Genomic DNA, 15,933 nt, shown 5'->3' with positions numbered 1-15,933 from the left:
ACGTGAGCGACGCGCATACCATCCGCAACCTGACCACCCTGGTCGGCCTGCGCAGCACCGAAGTGGAACGCCTGCAAGGTGAAATGGCGGCGCAGACGGCCGTGCGCGAGCGCTACCAGAAAAACCTGGAGCGCCTGACGGGCCTGTACACGGATAGCGGCCCCAGCGGCGCCCTGCCCCTGGCCCTGTCCGTCAACTGCGGCAACTTCAAGCAAGCCGTGATGCAGATGGCCGACCAGCACCGTACCGATTTGCACCTGCACGAAGCCAACATGGCCGTGTCGCAACGCGCCCTGAATACGGCCTGGGCCAAGCGCGAAGTGCTGGACCAGGTGCTGACGCAAAAACAAAAGCATGTTGCAAATGAGCAACACCGAGTTGATGCCAAGCGGCAAGACGAGCTGGCGACGCAATTCTGGTTCCGCGGGCAGGTAAAATGAGGTTTGTGTAAGTTTCTTTCAGGAAAACTTCACAAAACGGGAATGGGGGTCGCCTTGTACCGGTATATCCCTTTATTCAGGAGTCTGGCATGGCAAGCGTAATTACTGCACCGCAATACGATCCGATCCCAACGGCCGAAAAACTGGCCACCAAGGCTGTCGCTGCGCAAAAGGCGGCCCTGCAGGCGCAGAACACGCTGGCCAGCAACACCAGCACGGCGCTGGGCAACCTGAAGTCGGCCATCTCGGCCTTCCAGAGCGCCATGTCGAGCATGACCAGCAGCAAATCGGTGCTGAGCCAGTCCGCCACCTTCCCGGCCGCCGGCTACGGGTCTGCCACGGCCGGCATCAATGCGACGCCGGGCACCTATTCCTTTTTCGTTGAAAAACTGGCCACGGCCAGCCAGATGTCGTATGGCGGCCTGAGCAGCGTCAACACGGCCGATGGCACGGGCACGCTAAAAGTCAAAATTGGCGATGGCGTGGGCGACAACACGCTCGACATCGACCTGGCCGCCGCCGACAAGGATGGCAACGGCACGCTGACACCACAGGAAATCGCTGCCGCCATCAATGGCAACAGCAAGAACAATTCGCGCGTCACCGCGTCCATCGTGACCATCAACAACCAGGCGCAACTGGTACTGACGTCGAATGCGACGGGCATCGCAAACGCCGCCACGCTCGACGCCAGCGGCGTCAATAATATCGCGCTGAAAGGCGCGCTGATCGCTCCGGCCAACATCAAGGAAGTCGTCACGGCTGACGACGCCACCGTCTGGCTGGGCGGCAAACCCGGCGGCACGGCCATCACGCAAGCGTCGAATACCTTCACCAACGTGCAGGATGTGAAAATCACCTTCACCCGCGCCATGAGTGCCGCCGAAGCGCCCGTGACCTTGACTGTGGCCACGGACAACAGCGGCACCGCCGCCAACGTGCAGGCGTTCGTCGATGCCTACAACAAGCTGAAAACCCTGATGGATGGCCTGGCCAGTCCCGGCAACCCGGAAAAGGGTGTTGCCGCGGGCGTCTTCGCCCATGATTCCGGCCTGAATGCTTTGCGCAGCCGCATGGGCGACGCCCTGCGCCTGAACGTCAATGGCGTATCGCTGGTGTCCTACGGCATTACGGCCCAGCGCGACGGCACAATCAGCCTCAACGCCGCCAAGCTGACGGCCAAGCTGGCCGACAACCCGACGGGCTTGGACAAGCTTTTTGGCAACAACAGCCTGTCCGCCCCTGCCGGCGTGCTCGGCAGCCTGGACAAGGTACTGGGCCAGTGGAGCAATATCACCAAGGGCCAGATCACCCAGCGCCAGGCCGCCACGGAAAAACTGCAGAAAAGCCTGGTCAAGAGCGGCGAGCGCCTCACGGCCCAATATGACACGGCATACAAACGTTTCCTCGATCAATTTACGCGCCTGCAAGTCATGCAGGAACAGATGTACAAGACGGTCGACATGTTCGACGCCATGTTCGGCAACGACAAATCCTAAGGCGAGCGTGCCTGCCGCGCCGCGCCACGTTAAACATAGCGAGAAGATAATAATGTTAAACAATGAAGCTTACGGCAACTACCACGCCGTCAACCTGGATGCCCAGACCGCCCGCGCCACACCGGTCGAGCTGGTACTGGTGCTGACGGACGGCCTGCTGGAAGAACTGGCGCGCGCGCGCGGGCATATCGTGGGCAAACGCTACGAACAAAAGGCCATCAGCCTGGATAAATGCACGCAGATCATCAACGGCCTGTCGAGCTCGCTCGATTTCGACAATGGCGGCGAAGTGGTCGTCAACCTGGCCCGCCTGTACGACTATTGCGTGGCGCGCCTGTACACGGCCGGCATCAAGCTCGACCCGACCCTGATTGATGAAGTGACGACCTTGATGACCACCATCAAGCGCGGCTGGGTGGGCGTCCAGGCCAACAATGCCTAGGCGCGCCGCGCTGCAGCAGCTGAGCCGGCAATTGAGCGCGGCGATCGCGCAGCCGGACTGGGAAGCGATGGGAAAACTCTCGGCCAGCCTGGCGAAAAACATCCCGCTGCTGGCTGAACGGGGCGCATGGAATGCGCTGGAACAAACAGAATTGTTGCAATTGCGCAAAATTCACGCGCAAGCGGTTAAAATTTGCTCTGAGGAAAAAGAACGCCTGGGTCAACACCTCGGTGCATTACAGGCAAATAAGGAAGGTTGGGTCGCCTACGCCGCGCTCGGCGAATACGACTCGGACGGGAATCAAGCATGATCATGAACTTCAACAAGGCGCCGGCCGCTCCGGCACCGGCCGCCACTGCGGCATCCGCACCGGCGCCAGCGTCGGCACAGGCCGCTGCCTTGCCCGGCACGCCAGGCTACGGCAGCACTGGTGCCGCGCCCTCCGCCCTGCCCCTGTTTGCGCAGGTGCTCGACGTGACCGCCGTGGAAACGGCCGATGCGGGCACGCCAGCGCCCGCGCCCGCGCCCGCCAAGGATAGCGACAGCGACAGCCAGGTCGACAACAGCCTGCCAGCCATGGCCGCGCCCGTCATCGGCTTGCCGGTGGCGCTGCTGCCGCCAACGGACGCGGCCGCAGCCGAGGCACGCGCCGCCACACAAGCGCAGACACAAACGCAGACACAAGCGCAGGCGAATGTGGCGCAAGCCAACCCTGCACTCAACATCAGCCTGCATCCGGCGGCAATCACCCTCACCGCACAGGGAGCGGCGCAGCCGGCAAGCCGCGATACGCGTGAACCGCTGGCAGCGGCCATCCCGGCGACCGCCGCCAAAGGCAATGCACCGGCACAGCCGTTCGAATCGCTGCTGCAGCAAGCCGCTCCGGTGACCGCCGCAGCGGCCCCTGCCGCGCGCGATGGCGAACGTGGCGCCGCGACGCCTGCGCCAGCCACGCCCAACCTGGGCCTGACGGGCGCGGTCGGCAATACGGCTACGCCAGCCCCGGCCGGCGATACCATCAAGCTCAGCGGCCCTGCCCAGCAATGGCAGGAACCGCTGCGCGAAGCGCTGGGCGAACGCCTGCAGACGCAGATCGGCCGCAACAGCGAACACGCGACGATCCGCCTCGACCCGCCGATGCTGGGCCGCATTGAAATTTCCATCCGCCACACGGCCGGCGCGCTGCAGGTGAACGTCACCGCGTCAAACTCGGAAGTGTTGCGCCAGTTGCAAGGCATCGGCGAAAACATGCGCAGCGACCTGGCGCAGCGCCAGTACACCGACGTGGCCGTGAATATCAGCGCCACCCCGCGCAGCCCGGCCGCCCAGGCATTTGCCGAAGGCGATGCGCGCGGCCAGCGTCAACCGGGCCGCCAGAACGACGACGCCGAGCCGGGCCGCGCCCTGTCCGACGGCAGCACAGCCGGTACCACTTACGCCATGCATGAGCGAGAAACTGCCTGATGAATATGAAAATGAAACTGATAGGCGGCTTTGTCGCCGTGGCCGTCCTGGCCGCCGGCGCGGCTGGCGGCGCCATGTGGTATCTGGCCAAGCCGGTTGCCGGCCATGCCGAGGTGGCCGAAGCGAAAGCCCCGCCCCCCGCCACAGGCAAGAAGGCGCGCAAATTCATCACACTGGACAAGGTCATCGTGATGCTGCGCCGCGGCCCCGGCGAAGGTGAAACGCATTACCTGTCGGCCGACCTGGTGATCGCCACCACCGAGGAAAAGGAAAAGCTGACCAAGGATCACTTGCCGCTGATGCGCTCGATCGCCGTCAGCACCCTGTCGAGCTTTCCGATGGACAAGGCGCAGACCATGACGGTGGAGCAATTTGCCGAGCAGATCAACAAGGCCTTCAATGTCAGCTATGAACGCGAGCAGATGGAAAAGCCGTTCACCGAAGTCATGGTCGGCAAGCTGATCATTGAATAAGCCGACACGCCAGACGACCTAGTGGGAGATCCCTTGGCCTATGTAGAGCAATACCAGGAAGCGTATGGCGCCGGCGAATATGCCGCGGCCAGCGCTTGCGCGGCCGTGCTCAGCGTTGCTGAAGAGCAACAACATCTGGTGGCGTACTCCCCGCTGGTGAAACGCATCGTGCGCCAGCTCAATTCGCAGGTGTCGGGCGCCATCGACCGCGACGACATGGAACAGATCGGCCTGATGGGCTTGCTCGAAGCCTTGCGCCGCTACGGCGTGCCGGACCAGTCGTTCGGCAGCTATGCCAGCCTGCGCATCCGCGGCGCCATCCTCGATGAACTGCGGCGCCAGGACTGGCGTCCGCGCGCCGTGCGCCAGGAAAGCCACCGCCTGCGCGACAGCGTGCGCGCCCTGACCCGGCGCCTGGGGCGCGAGCCGCTGGACGCGGAAATTATGGCCGCCCTGAAACTGACGCCGGAAGCCTTCCAGGAGTACCAGCTGGCGGAAAACGCCGAGCTGATCGCCAGTTTTGACGAAGTGCTGCAGGAAAGCCTGGGGCAAGCGGACAGCGCCCCGAGCCCGGAAGAACAATTGATGGTGCGGCGCAGCCTGGAACAGGCGCTGCGCACGCTGGACGAACGCGAGCAGCGCGTGATCCAGATGTATTACGAATTCGAACTGAGCTACAAAGAAATTGCCGCCGTGCTGGACCTGAGCGACGCCCGCGTCTGCCAGCTCAACAAGACGGCGCTGGGCAAGATGAGAGCCATGCTGCAAGACGCATAAGTTTCAGCACTAGTTTCAGCAACACCCATCAAATTGACGCAGCACAATGACGCAGAAAGGCAGTTGACATGGTAATTATCGGTATCTTAATCGTGATGGGGTGTGTATTCGGAGGCTTCGCCCTGATGGGCGGCACCGTCCACGCGATCTGGCAACCGGTCGAGTTGATCATCATCATCGGCGCCGCCGTCGGCGCGCTGGTGCTGGGCAACCCCAAGCATGTACTCGGTGAAATGCTGCACCAGATGCGCAAGATCGTCACGCACAAGAAGCAAGGCTCGGAATTCCAGCGCCAGTTGCTGCTGCTGATGTATGAACTGCTGCAAACGGCCGCCGGCGGCCTGAAGGCGCTCGACGCCCACGTCGAGGCACCGCGCGAAAGCGCCCTGTTCCAGCGCTATCCGCTGGTGCTGGAAGAGCCAAAGCTGCTGGCCTTCATCGTCGACAACTTCCGCTTGATGGCGATGGGCAAGATCAACGCGCACGAACTCGAAGGCGTGCTGGAGCAGGAACTGGAAGCCATCCACGACGAATTGCTGCAACCGTCGAAATCCTTGCACAAGATCGCCGAAGCCATGCCCGGTTTCGGTATCCTGGCCGCCGTTCTCGGCATCGTGATGGCCATGAATTCCGTGGCCGACGGCGCCGATGCGGCGGAAATTTCGGAAAAAGTGGGCGCCGCCATGGTCGGTACCTTCATCGGCATCTTCTTTTGCTACGGCGTGCTCGATCCGATGTGCAACATGATGAAGCAATTGGTGGGCGAGGAAGGCTCGACCATGGAATGCGTGAAGGTCGTGCTGGTCACGCACGTGGCGGGCAAGCCGCCCCTGCTGGCCATTGATGCGGGCCGCCGTCTGGTGCAGCTGAACATCAAGCCGAGCTTCGCCCAGCTGGAAAGCTGGATCAATGCGCTGGAAGATGGCGGCGCCGAACAAGAGCAAGGCCAAGGCCGGGGAGGCCGCCGTGCTAAAGCCGCATGAGAAACATGAACAGGCCATCATCAAGCGTGCGGGACGCAAGCACGACGACGATGGCCATGGCGGCGCCTGGAAAGTAGCGTTCGCCGACTTTTGCCTGGCCCTGCTGTCGCTCTTCCTCGTGCTGTGGCTGATGGCCGCGCGCGAGCAGCAGGCGATGAAGGAAATCATGATGGATGCGTCGGCAGGCAGCCGCCAGGGCGAAGGCCAGGGCGTCATGCCGGAACAGAAAGGCGGCCCGCGCGGCAGCCTGATCGAGCGCTTCCCCATGCCCCGCAAGGGCACGGGCGACACGCGCACGGAAGGCAAGCAGATGCAGGATGGCAAGGCTGGCTCCGCCCCGCCGAATCAGACCAAGGTCAGCTACCAGTCGCCGGAAGACTTGCTGTCCCTGTCGCGCGCGCTCGACAAGCTCAGCGACGAAGCGGGATTGAAGAGCAACCTGCAGTCGGTGATCACGCCGTACGGCTTGCGCGTCATGCTGCACGATACGGACAAGCAAGGCATGTTCGTGCGCGGCAGCGCCGTGCCGACCGACCGTTTCCGCAAGCTGCTGCGCCAGATGGGCCCCGTGTTTGCCCAGATGGAAAACCAGATGCTGATCGTCGGCCACACCGATTCGATGCAATACGCCAATACCGGCTATGAAGGCTTTTCGAACTGGACCCTGTCGGCCAACCGCGCCATGTCGGCGCGCGCGCAATTGTTGATCGGCAGCATGAGTCCTGACAGCGTGCTGCAAGTAGTCGGCATGGCCGACCGCGCGCCGCTGGACGTGAAAAATGCCAGCGCCGGCATCAACCGCCGCATCGAACTGTTAATATTGACGCGTGGCCAGGCTGACAGCATCGCCGCCATGTTCGGCATGGCCGGACAAAAGGCGCAGGGCGAAGAGTTGCAAGTGGGCGAACCGGACTCGGGCACCTTGCAGCGCCTGCGCGAGAAACTGGGCCTGCCCGCCAAGAAGGAGCGGGATGAGCATGCAAATTAAGGGCAAGGGACAACGTATGAAAATCTCCTCCGGCAATACCGGCGCTGCCGTACGCAGCAGCGCCGTCGCGCCAGCCGAGGCGATCGCCGAGAACGCGGGCGCCGCTGGCGCCATGGGCGGCTCCTCGGCCGGGGCGGAACTGCAATCGGCCGTGCTGCAACCGGCCATGGCCGCCCTGCGCGCCATGCCCGAGATCGACCATGAGCGCGTGGCCATGCTGCGCGATGCGCTGGCCAAGGGTGAATTGCCGTTCGATCCGTCGAAACTGGCAGGCCTGATCCAGCGTTTCCACGGCGGCGAATCGTGACCGCGCCACGCAAGGGCATCACGCGCCAGGAAGCCATGCGCCGCGTACTGCAAGGCATGGCGGACGACCGCGCCGGCTATGCCGCCCTGCACACCTTATTGGAAGAGCAATTCCAGGCCACCCTGCACCACCAGAGCGCGCAGCTGACGGCACTGGCCGACCAGGTCATCGCCGCCGTCGAGCCGCTCGATGCGCGCCGCCGCCAGCGGGTCAGCCTCGTCACTGCCCTGCTGGGGCCGCAAGGCGATATGCCACAATTGTTTGCGTTGTTGCAAGAAAGCGCGCGCACCACCGCCGAGCGCGACTGGGCCGCGCTCGAGCAGATGGTGCTTGAATGCAAGCGCCTGAACGCCCGCAACAGCGATTTATTAACAGAGCAGTACAGCATCATGCAGCGCGTGCTGCATGGCGAGGAAGATACCTATGCGCCAGGCTGATTTCCTGACCACCCGCGCCACGGCGGCAACGCCATCGACGGCAGCCACATCCGCCGTGCAAAGCAATATGCGCGCCACCGACGCCACGGGCTCCAGCGGCAACTTCAGCAGCGTGTTCCGGCAAGTACAGGGCGAAGTGGCCCGCTTCATCGAACAGGGCGGCGGCAACGCCACCAGCCTGAACCCGCAAGGCCGCGCCTACCTGGAGCAAAGCCAGCCCGTCAATGTGCTGGGCAGCATCAGCCAGGGCGGCGAGATCGGCGAAACGCAGCAGCAATTCCTCGCCTCGATCAAGCCATGGACGCAAGAAACGGGCGCCCGCCTGGGCGTGGCGCCGGAAATCGTCGCCGCCCACGCGGCGCTGGAATCGGGCTGGGGCCAGCGTCCGCTGCGCCAGGGCACGGGTGCGGACACGAATAATCTGTTCGGCATCAAGGCCGGCGGCAAATGGCAGGGCGACGTGGCCAGCAATGTCACCACCGAATACGAGGCGGGCAGCGGCACGGCCCTGAAAAAAACCGAGCGTTTCCGCAGCTACCCGGACCAGGCCAGCGCCTTCCGCGACTATGCGCAGGTATTGCTCGACAACCCGCGCTACCGCGCCGCCCTGAACACGGGTGCCGACGCGGGCGCGTTCGCGCAAGGCCTGGCCCGTGGCGGCTACGCCACCGATCCCAACTACGCCGCCAAGCTGACGCAGCTGGCGACACGTCTGCAGCGCACGGCCGCCGCAGACTGATACTCCTTAACGGCCGGGAATATCGGCCGGTTCCACGACGCCCGCATCGACCACCCTGGCACGTATCACCGTGCCGCTGGTGGCGTTGCGCACGCGAATCACCTCGCCCAGCGCGCCCGGATCCATCGCTTCGCCGGCCATGCTCACTTCCACCTGCTCCTTGCGCGCCACGATATTCACCGCACTGCCCCGCTTGATCAACACGGGCGACGCCAGTTGTCCCTCTCGCAACACTTCGCCGGCACGCAAGCTGCGCCTACTCGACAGACCGACGGCGCCGGGCAGGGAAGCAATACTGTCAGGCACCATCGTCACGTCGCGCCGCGCCAGGGTCACATCGCCCGCTTGCAACGGCGTATTCGCCGTCACGGGGACGGTGGTGACGGCCACCTGGGCCGTGATGCTGCCGCGCGCCAGCATTTCATAGCGCCAACCGTTGCTTCCAGGACACACCGCCACAAAGCGCATGCGCTGCGCCGAACGGCTGTCCGCCGTTTCCAGCGCGACGGGCGCCGCGCACGCCGGCACGGGGCGCGTGCTTTTTACCACGGTCACCTGGAACTGCGGTTCCAGCAGCCCCGCCGCGGCTGCTTGCCGTGTTAATTGCTCCCGCGCCAATTGTTCCACACGCGAAAATATATTGTCGGCTGGCAATTCTGCGCGTCCTGCACTACTATATAGGCTGGTCAGTAAAAATAGGCTTGGCAACAGTAGGTGACGACATTGCGCCTTGTTCCACATCACGGAATAGTTCTCAAAGTAAATCATTGCTAACCTTAATCAAAGATACTGAAGCGGCATGACCTTACCATGCGTCAACATGACCTGGCTGGGATTTTACCTCTGCACTACCTGTTTTCTAGCCCGAACCGCAAAAAGCACGAACGAATTCAACACAAAGGATGACCATGGGGATTAATTTCAAGGATGCGCTGGGCGTGCACGCCGATGCACTTGCGCTGCGTGCCGACCGTACACGCGTACTGGCCGCCAACATCGCCAATGAAAACACGCCCGGCTTCCAGGCCATGGACATGGATTTCGGCAGCGCCCTGCAGCAGTTGCAGGACAACGAGGCCGGCCTGCTGTCGACCGATGACGATGCCAGCGCCCTGTACCGCGTCCCCTACCACCCTAGCCGCGACGGCAACACCGTCGAAATCGGCGTCGAGCAGGCGGCGTTCTCGCAGAATGCCACCGACTTCCAGACCAGCCTCACTTTCGTCAACATGAAACTGAAGGGTCTGTCCAAGGCCATTTCCGGACAATAAGGATCAGCATGAGCTTCCAGGATATTTCCAAGATCGCCGGTTCGGCGATGGCGGCGCAAACCGTGCGCCTCAATACCATCGCCAGCAACCTGGCCAATGCCGATTCCGTTGCCGGTTCCGAAGGCGAAACCTACCGCGCCCGCAAACCCGTGTTTGCGGCCGTGATGGACGGCCCCGGCGCCAGCGGCGCCGGTGGACGGGTACAGGTCCTCGACGTGGTGCAAAGCGACGAGCCGCTGCGCAAAGTGTATGAGCCAGGCCACCCGATGGCCAATGCCGACGGCATGGTGTTCTACCCCAACGTCAATCAGGTGGCCGAGATGACCGACATGATGTCGGCGTCGCGCGCCTTTGAAACCAATGTCGAAGTTCTGGGCCGCATCAAGTCGATGCAGCAATCGCTCCTCAAATTAGGTGAAGCATAATCCATGGAAACCAATCTCTTTACAAACAACACCAACGGCAGCGGCAGCAATAACAATGCCGTCAAGTCGCAAAGCAATGCCACCCAGGATATGTTCACCAAATTGCTGGTCGCGCAGATCAAGAACCAGGATCCCCTCGCGCCAACCGATCCGAGCCAGTTCGTCAATCAATTGACGCAGCAGGCGCAAACGGAAGCGATGCAAAACCTGTCGGCGCTGACCAGCGCCAATGCCAGTGTGCTGCAATCGATGCAAGTGCTGGCCCTGGGCGCGCAAGTGGGCTCGGAAGTCATGGTCAACAGTGAAACGGTGCAGCTCGACAAGAGCAAGGTCAGCGGCACCATCGCGCTGGCCGCCAGCACCACCAAGACCACCGTCACCCTGAAAGGGCTGGACGACAAGGAATACAAGATCGAACTGGGCGCCAAAGCGCCAGGCACGGTGCCGTTCACCATCGATCCCGTGGCCTTGGGCTTGCCTGCTGGCACCTACAGCATGAAGGTCAGCACCAGCGGCACCGAAAAGCCATCGGTCGACATCGCAGGCAAACTCAACAGCGTGCGCCTGTCGTCCGGCGGCAGCATGATACTGAGCGTGTCGAACCTGGGCGAAGTCAACCCTGGCGCGATCACCGGCTTTAACGGCAAGACGGCCTGATCCGCCCGCCCCTTCGCTCCCTGCACACTAATCTCGTCCTTCACTAAAGGAAGTCAACATGAGTTTCGACATCGCCCTGTCCGGTATCCAGTCCATCAACCAACAGTTGAACAGCACCAGTAACAATATCGCCAACGCCGGCACCTACGGCTTCAAGAGCAGCCGCGCCAACTTTTCGGCCATGTACGCCGGTTCGCGCGCCACGGGCACGGAAATCGGCTCGATTACGCAAAGCATGTCGCTCAATGGCGGCGTGCTGAACACGGGCCGCGCGCTCGACGCGGCCATCGATGGCCGCGGCTATTTCGTCGCGCGCGATGCGCAAAACACCATGAGCTACAGCCGGGTCGGCATCTTTTCGGCCAGCAATGACGGCAAGCTGATCGACTCGAACGGCCGCCTGGTGCAAGGCTATGCCGCCGTCAAGGGCAGCACCACGCTGGGCACCTTGGGCGACATGCTCATTCCGACGGGCCAGATTCCCGCAGTGGCATCGACCAAGCTGGCGTATGCCGCCAACATGTCGTCCGAATGGCCCATCAAGGCCGTACCCTTCGACAAGACCAACGAACTGAGCTACAACAGCGCCAAGTCCTCGATCATCTACGATTCGCTGGGCGCCAAGCACTCGCTGGGCCAGTACTTCGTCAAGACGGCAGCGGGCGTCGACGTGCACTACACCCTGGACAACGTCGATGTGACATTGCCAGGGCCGGCACCAGCGCCGGCGCTGGTGACGAACATGGCCTTCAACACCTCCGGCAAGCTGACGATGACCGCGCCGGTCACGCTGGCGCTGGGCACGCCGACCGGCGCCGCGCCGCTGTCGATCGCCATCGACTACACAGGCACGACCCAGTTCGCGGGCGAATCGACCACCTCGACCGACCGCGCCGACGGCTATGCTTCGGGCACCTACACGGGCGTGGAACTGGCCGATGACGGCTCCGTCGTGGCAAAATACACGAACGGCCAGAAGCAAAGCATCGGCGTGATCGCCCTGGCCACCTTCCCCGACGAAGGCGCGCTGACGGCCGTCAACGATACCAGCTGGGTCGCCTCGACCACCTCCGGCACCGCCATCTATGACCGCCCGGGCGTCGGCATGGCCGGCAAACTGGTGACGAGCTCGCTGGAACAGTCGAACGTCGACATCACCTCCGAACTGGTGGGCCTGATGACGTCGCAGCGCAACTACCAGGCGAACTCGAAGGTCATCTCGACCGAGAACGCCATGCTGCAATCGCTGATGCAAGCGTTGTAATCGCCACCACGCAAAGGTAAAGAGCAATGGATGCGCTGATTTATACCGCCATGAGCGGGGCCGACCGTGCCCTGCGGGCACAGCAGGTACACGCCAACAACCTGGCCAACATCGAGACGGGCGGCTTTCGCGCCAACCTCGAGGTGTCCACCGCCCAGCCGTTGCAGAACGGCTATGGCTACGACGACCGCCACATGACGCAGACGCAGTCGAGCGCCATCGGTACGCGCACGGGTGCCATCAAGGAAACGGGACGCGAACTCGACGTGGCCGTCACGGGCCCCGGCTTTCTTGCGGTGCAGTGGCAAAACGGCGAAGCCTACACGCGCGCCGGCGCCATGGACCTCGATGAAACGGGCGCGCTGACCATCAACGGCCGGCCCGTGCTGGGCGAAGGCGGACCGATCACGATACCCGAACACACCAGCCTGTCGATCGGCGGCGATGGCACGATTTCCATCCAGGTGCCGGGCACCGCGCAGATGCAGACGGTCGACAAGCTCAAGCTGGTCAACGCGGAAGCGGGCGAGCTGACCAAGAACGAAGCGGGCCTGATCGTGGCGCGCGGCGGCGAAGACTTGCAAGCCGATCCGACGGTACGCATCCGCGACCGCCACCTGGAAGGCAGCAACGTCTCGGCCGTCGAGGAAATGGTCGCCACCATGAGCCTGAACCGCAGTTTCGAGATGCAGATGAAAATTTTCAAGGCCAGCGATTCCATGACGGAATCCGGTAACCGCCTGCTGGGCGCTTAAGCCCAACGCCAACCAATTATCAGGAGTAAACCATGAATCCAGCAATGTGGATCAGCAAGACCGGCGTGCAGGCACAAGATGCCAAACTGCAAGCCATCGCGAATAACCTGGCCAACGTCAACACCGTCGGCTTCAAGCGCGACCGCGTCGTCTTCGAAGACCTGTTTTACCAGGTCGAGCAGCAGCCGGGCACGCAGCGCGCCGACAACACCCTCTCGCCCTCGGGCGTACAGCTGGGTAACGGTACCCACATGGTCGGCACGCAAAAGGTGTTTACCACCGGCAGCCTGCAAACGACCAGCCGCGAATTCGACGTCGCCATCACCGGCAACGGTTTCCTGCAAGTGCTGCGCCCGAACGGCGAGGCAGCCTACACGCGCGCCGGCCAGCTGGGCATCAATGAAAACGGCGTGATGGTCAACGCCCAGGGCTTGCCCCTGGTGCCGCAAATCACCGTGCCGAACAACGCCACGGCGATCACCATCGGCGAAAACGGCATGGTCACGGCCACCGTGCCGGGCAATGTCAACGGCACCCAGCTGGGCCAGCTGAACCTCTCCAGCTTCGTCAACCCGACCGGCCTGCTGGCACTTGGTGAAAACCTGTTCCAGGAAACGGCATCGAGCGGCACGCCAACGGAAGGCCGTCCTGGCGAAGGCGCACTGGGCAAGCTGAAACAGTTCGCGCTGGAAGGCTCGAACGTGCAGGTGGTTGAAGAGATGGTTGACATGATCGCTGCCCAGCGCACCTATGAAATGAACACCAAGGTGCTGTCGGCCGCCGATAATATGCTGCAATACCTGGCGCAAGCGGCACGCTGATGACAGTCGCCATGAAAGCCACGGCAGCCATGCTGCTGGTGTTGATGGCCGGTTGCGCCAGCCAGCCGGCCGCGCCGGTGGCGCCCAGCTTTTCCGATACGCCGCTGCCCGTGGCGCCGCGCAGCGCTGCGCGCGGCGGCGTGGGCGGCGGCGTTTTCAATCCCGACGCAGGCCTGGACCTGATCTCGGACAGCCGCGCCTTCCGCGTCGGGGACGTCGTCACGGTGGCCTTGCAGGAAACCACGCAGGCCAGCAAAAAGGCGGGCACTTCGTTCAACAAGGGTTCGTCCGTCGGCGTGAAGGCGGCCAACATCCTCGGCAAGACCCTCCCCAAGACCGGTATCGACCTGTCGGCCGACCGCAACTTCGCCGGCGACTCGACCAGCACGCAGCAAAATGCGCTGTCTGGCGCCATCACCGTGATCGTGCAGGAAGTGCTGCCGAACGGCTTGCTGCGCGTACAGGGCGAGAAAACCCTGACCCTGAACCAGGGCGAGGAATTCGTGCGCCTGCGCGGCTACCTGCGCGCCGCCGATATCGATTCCAACAACCAGGTCTCGTCCTTGCGCATCGCCAATGCACAGATCGCCTACTCCGGCCAGGGCACCCTGGCCGAAGCCAATACACCAGGCTGGCTGACGCGCTTCTTCGTCGGCCCATGGATGCCGTTTTAAGGTGAGCTCATGAAATTTCGTTCCGCCCTGCCCCTGGCAGCCATGCTGGCCATGGTCTCCGGCTTTGCCCTGCCCGCCAGCGCCGCGCAAGTACTGCGCAACCTGGTCAGTATCGAGGGCGTGCGCGACAACCCGCTGGTCGGCTACGGCCTCGTCGTGGGCCTGAACGGCAGCGGCGACACCACCCAGGTGAAGTTTTCCAGCCAGTCCGTGGTCAACATGCTCAAGCAGTTCGGCGTCAAAATGCCGGACGGCGCCGAAGCGAAAAGCAAGAACGTCGCCACCGTCATGGTCAGCGCCGTGTTTCCACCAGGATACCGCCGTGGCCAGGCTATCGACGTCACCGTGTCGTCCTTGGGCGATGCGAAAAGCTTGCGCGGCGGCACCTTGTTGCTGACGCAATTGCGCGCGGCCGACAATGAAACGTATGCGCTGGCGCAAGGCAACGTCGTCGTCGGCGGCTTGAACGCCACCGGCAAGAGTGGCTCGTCCGTCACCGTCAACACGCCCACCTCGGGCCGCATTCCCAACGGCGCCAACATCGAGCGCGAAATCCTCAGCGATTTCTCGACCAAACCGACCGTCACCCTGAACTTGCGCCACCCGCATTTCGAGACGGCCATCAATATCGTCGAAGCCGTCAACCGCCGCTTTGGCGCCGTCGCCACCACGCGCGACGCCACCAGCGTGGAAGTGCTGGCGCCGGAAAACCCGACCCAGCGTGTGGCCTTCATGGCCAAACTGGAAGCGCTGTCCGTCGATGTGGGCGTCGATACGCCGAAAGTGGTCTTCAATTCCCGCACCGGCACCGTCGTCATCGCCGAAGGCTTGCGCGTGAAGGCGGCCGCCGTCACGCACGGCTCGCTCAAGGTCGTCATTTCCGAAAGCTCGGCAGTGAGCCAGCCGGCGCCGTTCGGCCGCGGCCAGACCACCGTCACGCCGCAATCCAAAGTGTCGGTCGACCAGGGCAACGGCAATATGTTCAAATGGCCGGCCGGCGCCAAGCTGCAATCGATCATCGACGTGGTCAACAGCCTGGGCGCTTCGCCCGATGACATCATGGCAATTCTGCAAGCCCTGGATCAAGCCGGGGCCATCGAAGGCGAACTGGTGGTGATTTGATGCTCAATATCAACGACAGCAGCAGCGCCCTGCCCTCGGCGCTCGACGACAAATCCCCTGCGGCGGCCACGCCGGCCGATCCCCGCTATGCGGCCAAGGCCACCGAGGCGGCCGTCAAGTTCGAAGCCTTCTTCATCTCGCACATGCTGCGCCAGATGCGCTCGGGCACGCGCGAGATGGCCGGCGAAGACAGCGTCTTCAAGGACCCCGTCAACAGCGACATGCTGGAAATGGCCGACAACCTGGTAGCGGACAAGATGGCCGGCCAGCGCGCCTTCGGCATCGCCGACGCCATCCTGCGCCAGTTGCTGCCGGCGGCCAGCGCGCCCGTGGCAGCCAAAAGCACTGTCAAGACCGACAATATTGCAGCGCCGCTTAATAAAACCGTCTGAAGC

General features: G+C 63.1%; 22 protein-coding genes. 21 read left to right on the top strand and 1 reads right to left on the bottom strand.

All coding sequences use genetic code 11. The features are described 5' to 3' along the window. The first annotated feature begins 2 nt into the window (after positions 1-2). The 12 genes from P9875_RS13505 to P9875_RS13450 all read left to right on the top strand — a co-directional run bounded on the left by P9875_RS13505 (position 3) and on the right by P9875_RS13450 (position 8,549). Positions 3-440, top strand: a complete 438-nt coding sequence (locus P9875_RS13505; RefSeq protein WP_046684908.1) for a flagellar export protein FliJ — start codon at positions 3-5, stop codon at positions 438-440. Positions 441-529: 89 nt separating this feature from the next. Continuing rightward, complete coding sequence (gene fliD, locus P9875_RS13500; RefSeq protein ID WP_278318672.1) at positions 530-1,939, top strand: flagellar filament capping protein FliD; 1,410 nt, start codon at positions 530-532, stop codon at positions 1,937-1,939. Between the two features lie 52 nt (positions 1,940-1,991). After that, positions 1,992-2,381: a flagellar export chaperone FliS gene (fliS, locus tag P9875_RS13495; RefSeq protein ID WP_070219791.1), complete on the top strand. Its 390-nt coding sequence runs from the start codon at positions 1,992-1,994 to the stop codon at positions 2,379-2,381. 31 nt (positions 2,382-2,412) lie between these two features. Then, the gene (locus P9875_RS13490) at positions 2,413-2,691 is read left to right on the top strand and encodes a hypothetical protein (RefSeq protein WP_255206192.1); all 279 of its coding nucleotides are present in this window, start codon (positions 2,413-2,415) and stop codon (positions 2,689-2,691) included. After that, on the top strand, positions 2,688-3,845 hold the full coding sequence (locus P9875_RS13485) for a flagellar hook-length control protein FliK (RefSeq protein ID WP_278318671.1): 1,158 nt from the start codon (positions 2,688-2,690) through the stop codon (positions 3,843-3,845). The genes P9875_RS13490 and P9875_RS13485 overlap by 4 nt, the downstream gene beginning before the upstream one ends. Beyond that, on the top strand, positions 3,845-4,318 hold the full coding sequence (locus P9875_RS13480; RefSeq protein ID WP_081922386.1) for a flagellar basal body-associated FliL family protein: 474 nt from the start codon (positions 3,845-3,847) through the stop codon (positions 4,316-4,318). The genes P9875_RS13485 and P9875_RS13480 overlap by 1 nt, the downstream gene beginning before the upstream one ends. Before the next feature lie 33 nt (positions 4,319-4,351). Continuing rightward, positions 4,352-5,095, top strand: coding sequence for a FliA/WhiG family RNA polymerase sigma factor (locus P9875_RS13475; protein ID WP_035818006.1), 744 nt, complete (start codon positions 4,352-4,354; stop codon positions 5,093-5,095). 125 nt (positions 5,096-5,220) lie between these two features. Beyond that, a complete protein-coding gene (gene motA / locus P9875_RS13470) occupies positions 5,221-6,078 on the top strand; it encodes a flagellar motor stator protein MotA (protein WP_269450144.1) in 858 nt (285 codons plus the stop codon). Next, positions 6,005-7,066, top strand: coding sequence for a flagellar motor protein MotB (locus tag P9875_RS13465; RefSeq protein ID WP_051958386.1), 1,062 nt, complete (start codon positions 6,005-6,007; stop codon positions 7,064-7,066). Before motA ends, P9875_RS13465 begins: the two co-directional genes overlap by 74 nt. 16 nt (positions 7,067-7,082) lie before the next feature. Continuing rightward, positions 7,083-7,373, top strand: coding sequence for a flagellar biosynthesis anti-sigma factor FlgM (gene flgM, locus P9875_RS13460; protein WP_034757812.1), 291 nt, complete (start codon positions 7,083-7,085; stop codon positions 7,371-7,373). Next, the gene (gene flgN / locus P9875_RS13455) at positions 7,370-7,810 is read left to right on the top strand and encodes a flagellar export chaperone FlgN (RefSeq protein ID WP_081922385.1); all 441 of its coding nucleotides are present in this window, start codon (positions 7,370-7,372) and stop codon (positions 7,808-7,810) included. Before flgM ends, flgN begins: the two co-directional genes overlap by 4 nt. Next, positions 7,797-8,549, top strand: a complete 753-nt coding sequence (locus tag P9875_RS13450; RefSeq protein ID WP_035818004.1) for a glycoside hydrolase family 73 protein — start codon at positions 7,797-7,799, stop codon at positions 8,547-8,549. The genes flgN and P9875_RS13450 overlap by 14 nt, the downstream gene beginning before the upstream one ends. 6 nt (positions 8,550-8,555) lie before the next feature. Here P9875_RS13450 and flgA read toward each other — a convergent pair whose 3' ends face one another. After that, positions 8,556-9,104 (bottom strand): flagellar basal body P-ring formation chaperone FlgA, encoded by a 549-nt coding sequence (flgA, locus tag P9875_RS13445; protein WP_235211642.1) that lies wholly within the window; start codon positions 9,102-9,104, stop codon positions 8,556-8,558. 353 nt (positions 9,105-9,457) lie between these two features. Between flgA and flgB the strand changes: the two genes are divergently transcribed. The 9 genes from flgB to P9875_RS13400 are packed head-to-tail and all read left to right on the top strand — an operon-like array spanning position 9,458 to position 15,930. Then, the gene (gene flgB, locus P9875_RS13440; protein WP_034758109.1) at positions 9,458-9,820 is read left to right on the top strand and encodes a flagellar basal body rod protein FlgB; all 363 of its coding nucleotides are present in this window, start codon (positions 9,458-9,460) and stop codon (positions 9,818-9,820) included. A gap of 8 nt (positions 9,821-9,828) precedes the next feature. Next, complete coding sequence (flgC, locus tag P9875_RS13435) at positions 9,829-10,245, top strand: flagellar basal body rod protein FlgC (RefSeq protein ID WP_034757795.1); 417 nt, start codon at positions 9,829-9,831, stop codon at positions 10,243-10,245. Between the two features lie 3 nt (positions 10,246-10,248). Beyond that, positions 10,249-10,902 (top strand): flagellar hook capping FlgD N-terminal domain-containing protein, encoded by a 654-nt coding sequence (locus P9875_RS13430; protein ID WP_278318670.1) that lies wholly within the window; start codon positions 10,249-10,251, stop codon positions 10,900-10,902. 58 nt (positions 10,903-10,960) lie between these two features. Beyond that, a complete protein-coding gene (locus P9875_RS13425; RefSeq protein ID WP_278318669.1) occupies positions 10,961-12,166 on the top strand; it encodes a flagellar hook protein FlgE in 1,206 nt (401 codons plus the stop codon). A 26-nt stretch (positions 12,167-12,192) separates the two neighbouring features. Continuing rightward, positions 12,193-12,921 (top strand): flagellar basal body rod protein FlgF, encoded by a 729-nt coding sequence (locus P9875_RS13420; protein ID WP_131685916.1) that lies wholly within the window; start codon positions 12,193-12,195, stop codon positions 12,919-12,921. Positions 12,922-12,953: 32 nt separating this feature from the next. Then, the gene (flgG, locus tag P9875_RS13415; RefSeq protein ID WP_171985002.1) at positions 12,954-13,742 is read left to right on the top strand and encodes a flagellar basal-body rod protein FlgG; all 789 of its coding nucleotides are present in this window, start codon (positions 12,954-12,956) and stop codon (positions 13,740-13,742) included. Positions 13,743-13,753: 11 nt separating this feature from the next. After that, entirely contained in the window at positions 13,754-14,416 is a 663-nt protein-coding gene (flgH, locus tag P9875_RS13410; protein WP_278318668.1) for a flagellar basal body L-ring protein FlgH, read from the top strand. Positions 14,417-14,425: 9 nt separating this feature from the next. Next, the gene (locus P9875_RS13405; protein ID WP_278318667.1) at positions 14,426-15,538 is read left to right on the top strand and encodes a flagellar basal body P-ring protein FlgI; all 1,113 of its coding nucleotides are present in this window, start codon (positions 14,426-14,428) and stop codon (positions 15,536-15,538) included. Then, a complete protein-coding gene (locus P9875_RS13400; protein ID WP_278318666.1) occupies positions 15,538-15,930 on the top strand; it encodes a rod-binding protein in 393 nt (130 codons plus the stop codon). Before P9875_RS13405 ends, P9875_RS13400 begins: the two co-directional genes overlap by 1 nt. Positions 15,931-15,933 lie beyond the last annotated feature (3 nt).

This window comes from Janthinobacterium rivuli (assembly GCF_029690045.1).
In the GTDB taxonomy this organism is placed as follows: Bacteria; Pseudomonadota; Gammaproteobacteria; order Burkholderiales; family Burkholderiaceae_D; genus Janthinobacterium; species Janthinobacterium rivuli.
The sequence above is the reverse complement of the archived record's forward strand: the minus strand, read 5'-3'. Positions and strand labels throughout refer to the sequence as shown.

Coding starts and splice junctions, on each gene's coding strand:
- P9875_RS13405 (WP_278318667.1), top strand. CDS start 14,426: ATGAAATTTCGTTCCGCCCTGCCCCTGGCAGCCATGCTGGCCATGGTC.
- P9875_RS13430 (WP_278318670.1), top strand. CDS start 10,249: ATGGAAACCAATCTCTTTACAAACAACACCAACGGCAGCGGCAGCAAT.
- P9875_RS13485 (WP_278318671.1), top strand. CDS start 2,688: ATGATCATGAACTTCAACAAGGCGCCGGCCGCTCCGGCACCGGCCGCC.
- fliS (WP_070219791.1), top strand. CDS start 1,992: ATGTTAAACAATGAAGCTTACGGCAACTACCACGCCGTCAACCTGGAT.
- P9875_RS13465 (WP_051958386.1), top strand. CDS start 6,005: ATGCGCTGGAAGATGGCGGCGCCGAACAAGAGCAAGGCCAAGGCCGGG.
- flgB (WP_034758109.1), top strand. CDS start 9,458: ATGGGGATTAATTTCAAGGATGCGCTGGGCGTGCACGCCGATGCACTT.
- P9875_RS13400 (WP_278318666.1), top strand. CDS start 15,538: ATGCTCAATATCAACGACAGCAGCAGCGCCCTGCCCTCGGCGCTCGAC.
- P9875_RS13420 (WP_131685916.1), top strand. CDS start 12,193: ATGGATGCGCTGATTTATACCGCCATGAGCGGGGCCGACCGTGCCCTG.
- flgM (WP_034757812.1), top strand. CDS start 7,083: ATGAAAATCTCCTCCGGCAATACCGGCGCTGCCGTACGCAGCAGCGCC.
- flgC (WP_034757795.1), top strand. CDS start 9,829: ATGAGCTTCCAGGATATTTCCAAGATCGCCGGTTCGGCGATGGCGGCG.
- P9875_RS13450 (WP_035818004.1), top strand. CDS start 7,797: ATGCGCCAGGCTGATTTCCTGACCACCCGCGCCACGGCGGCAACGCCA.
- flgG (WP_171985002.1), top strand. CDS start 12,954: ATGAATCCAGCAATGTGGATCAGCAAGACCGGCGTGCAGGCACAAGAT.
- P9875_RS13425 (WP_278318669.1), top strand. CDS start 10,961: ATGAGTTTCGACATCGCCCTGTCCGGTATCCAGTCCATCAACCAACAG.
- P9875_RS13480 (WP_081922386.1), top strand. CDS start 3,845: ATGAATATGAAAATGAAACTGATAGGCGGCTTTGTCGCCGTGGCCGTC.
- motA (WP_269450144.1), top strand. CDS start 5,221: ATGGGCGGCACCGTCCACGCGATCTGGCAACCGGTCGAGTTGATCATC.
- flgH (WP_278318668.1), top strand. CDS start 13,754: ATGAAAGCCACGGCAGCCATGCTGCTGGTGTTGATGGCCGGTTGCGCC.
- fliD (WP_278318672.1), top strand. CDS start 530: ATGGCAAGCGTAATTACTGCACCGCAATACGATCCGATCCCAACGGCC.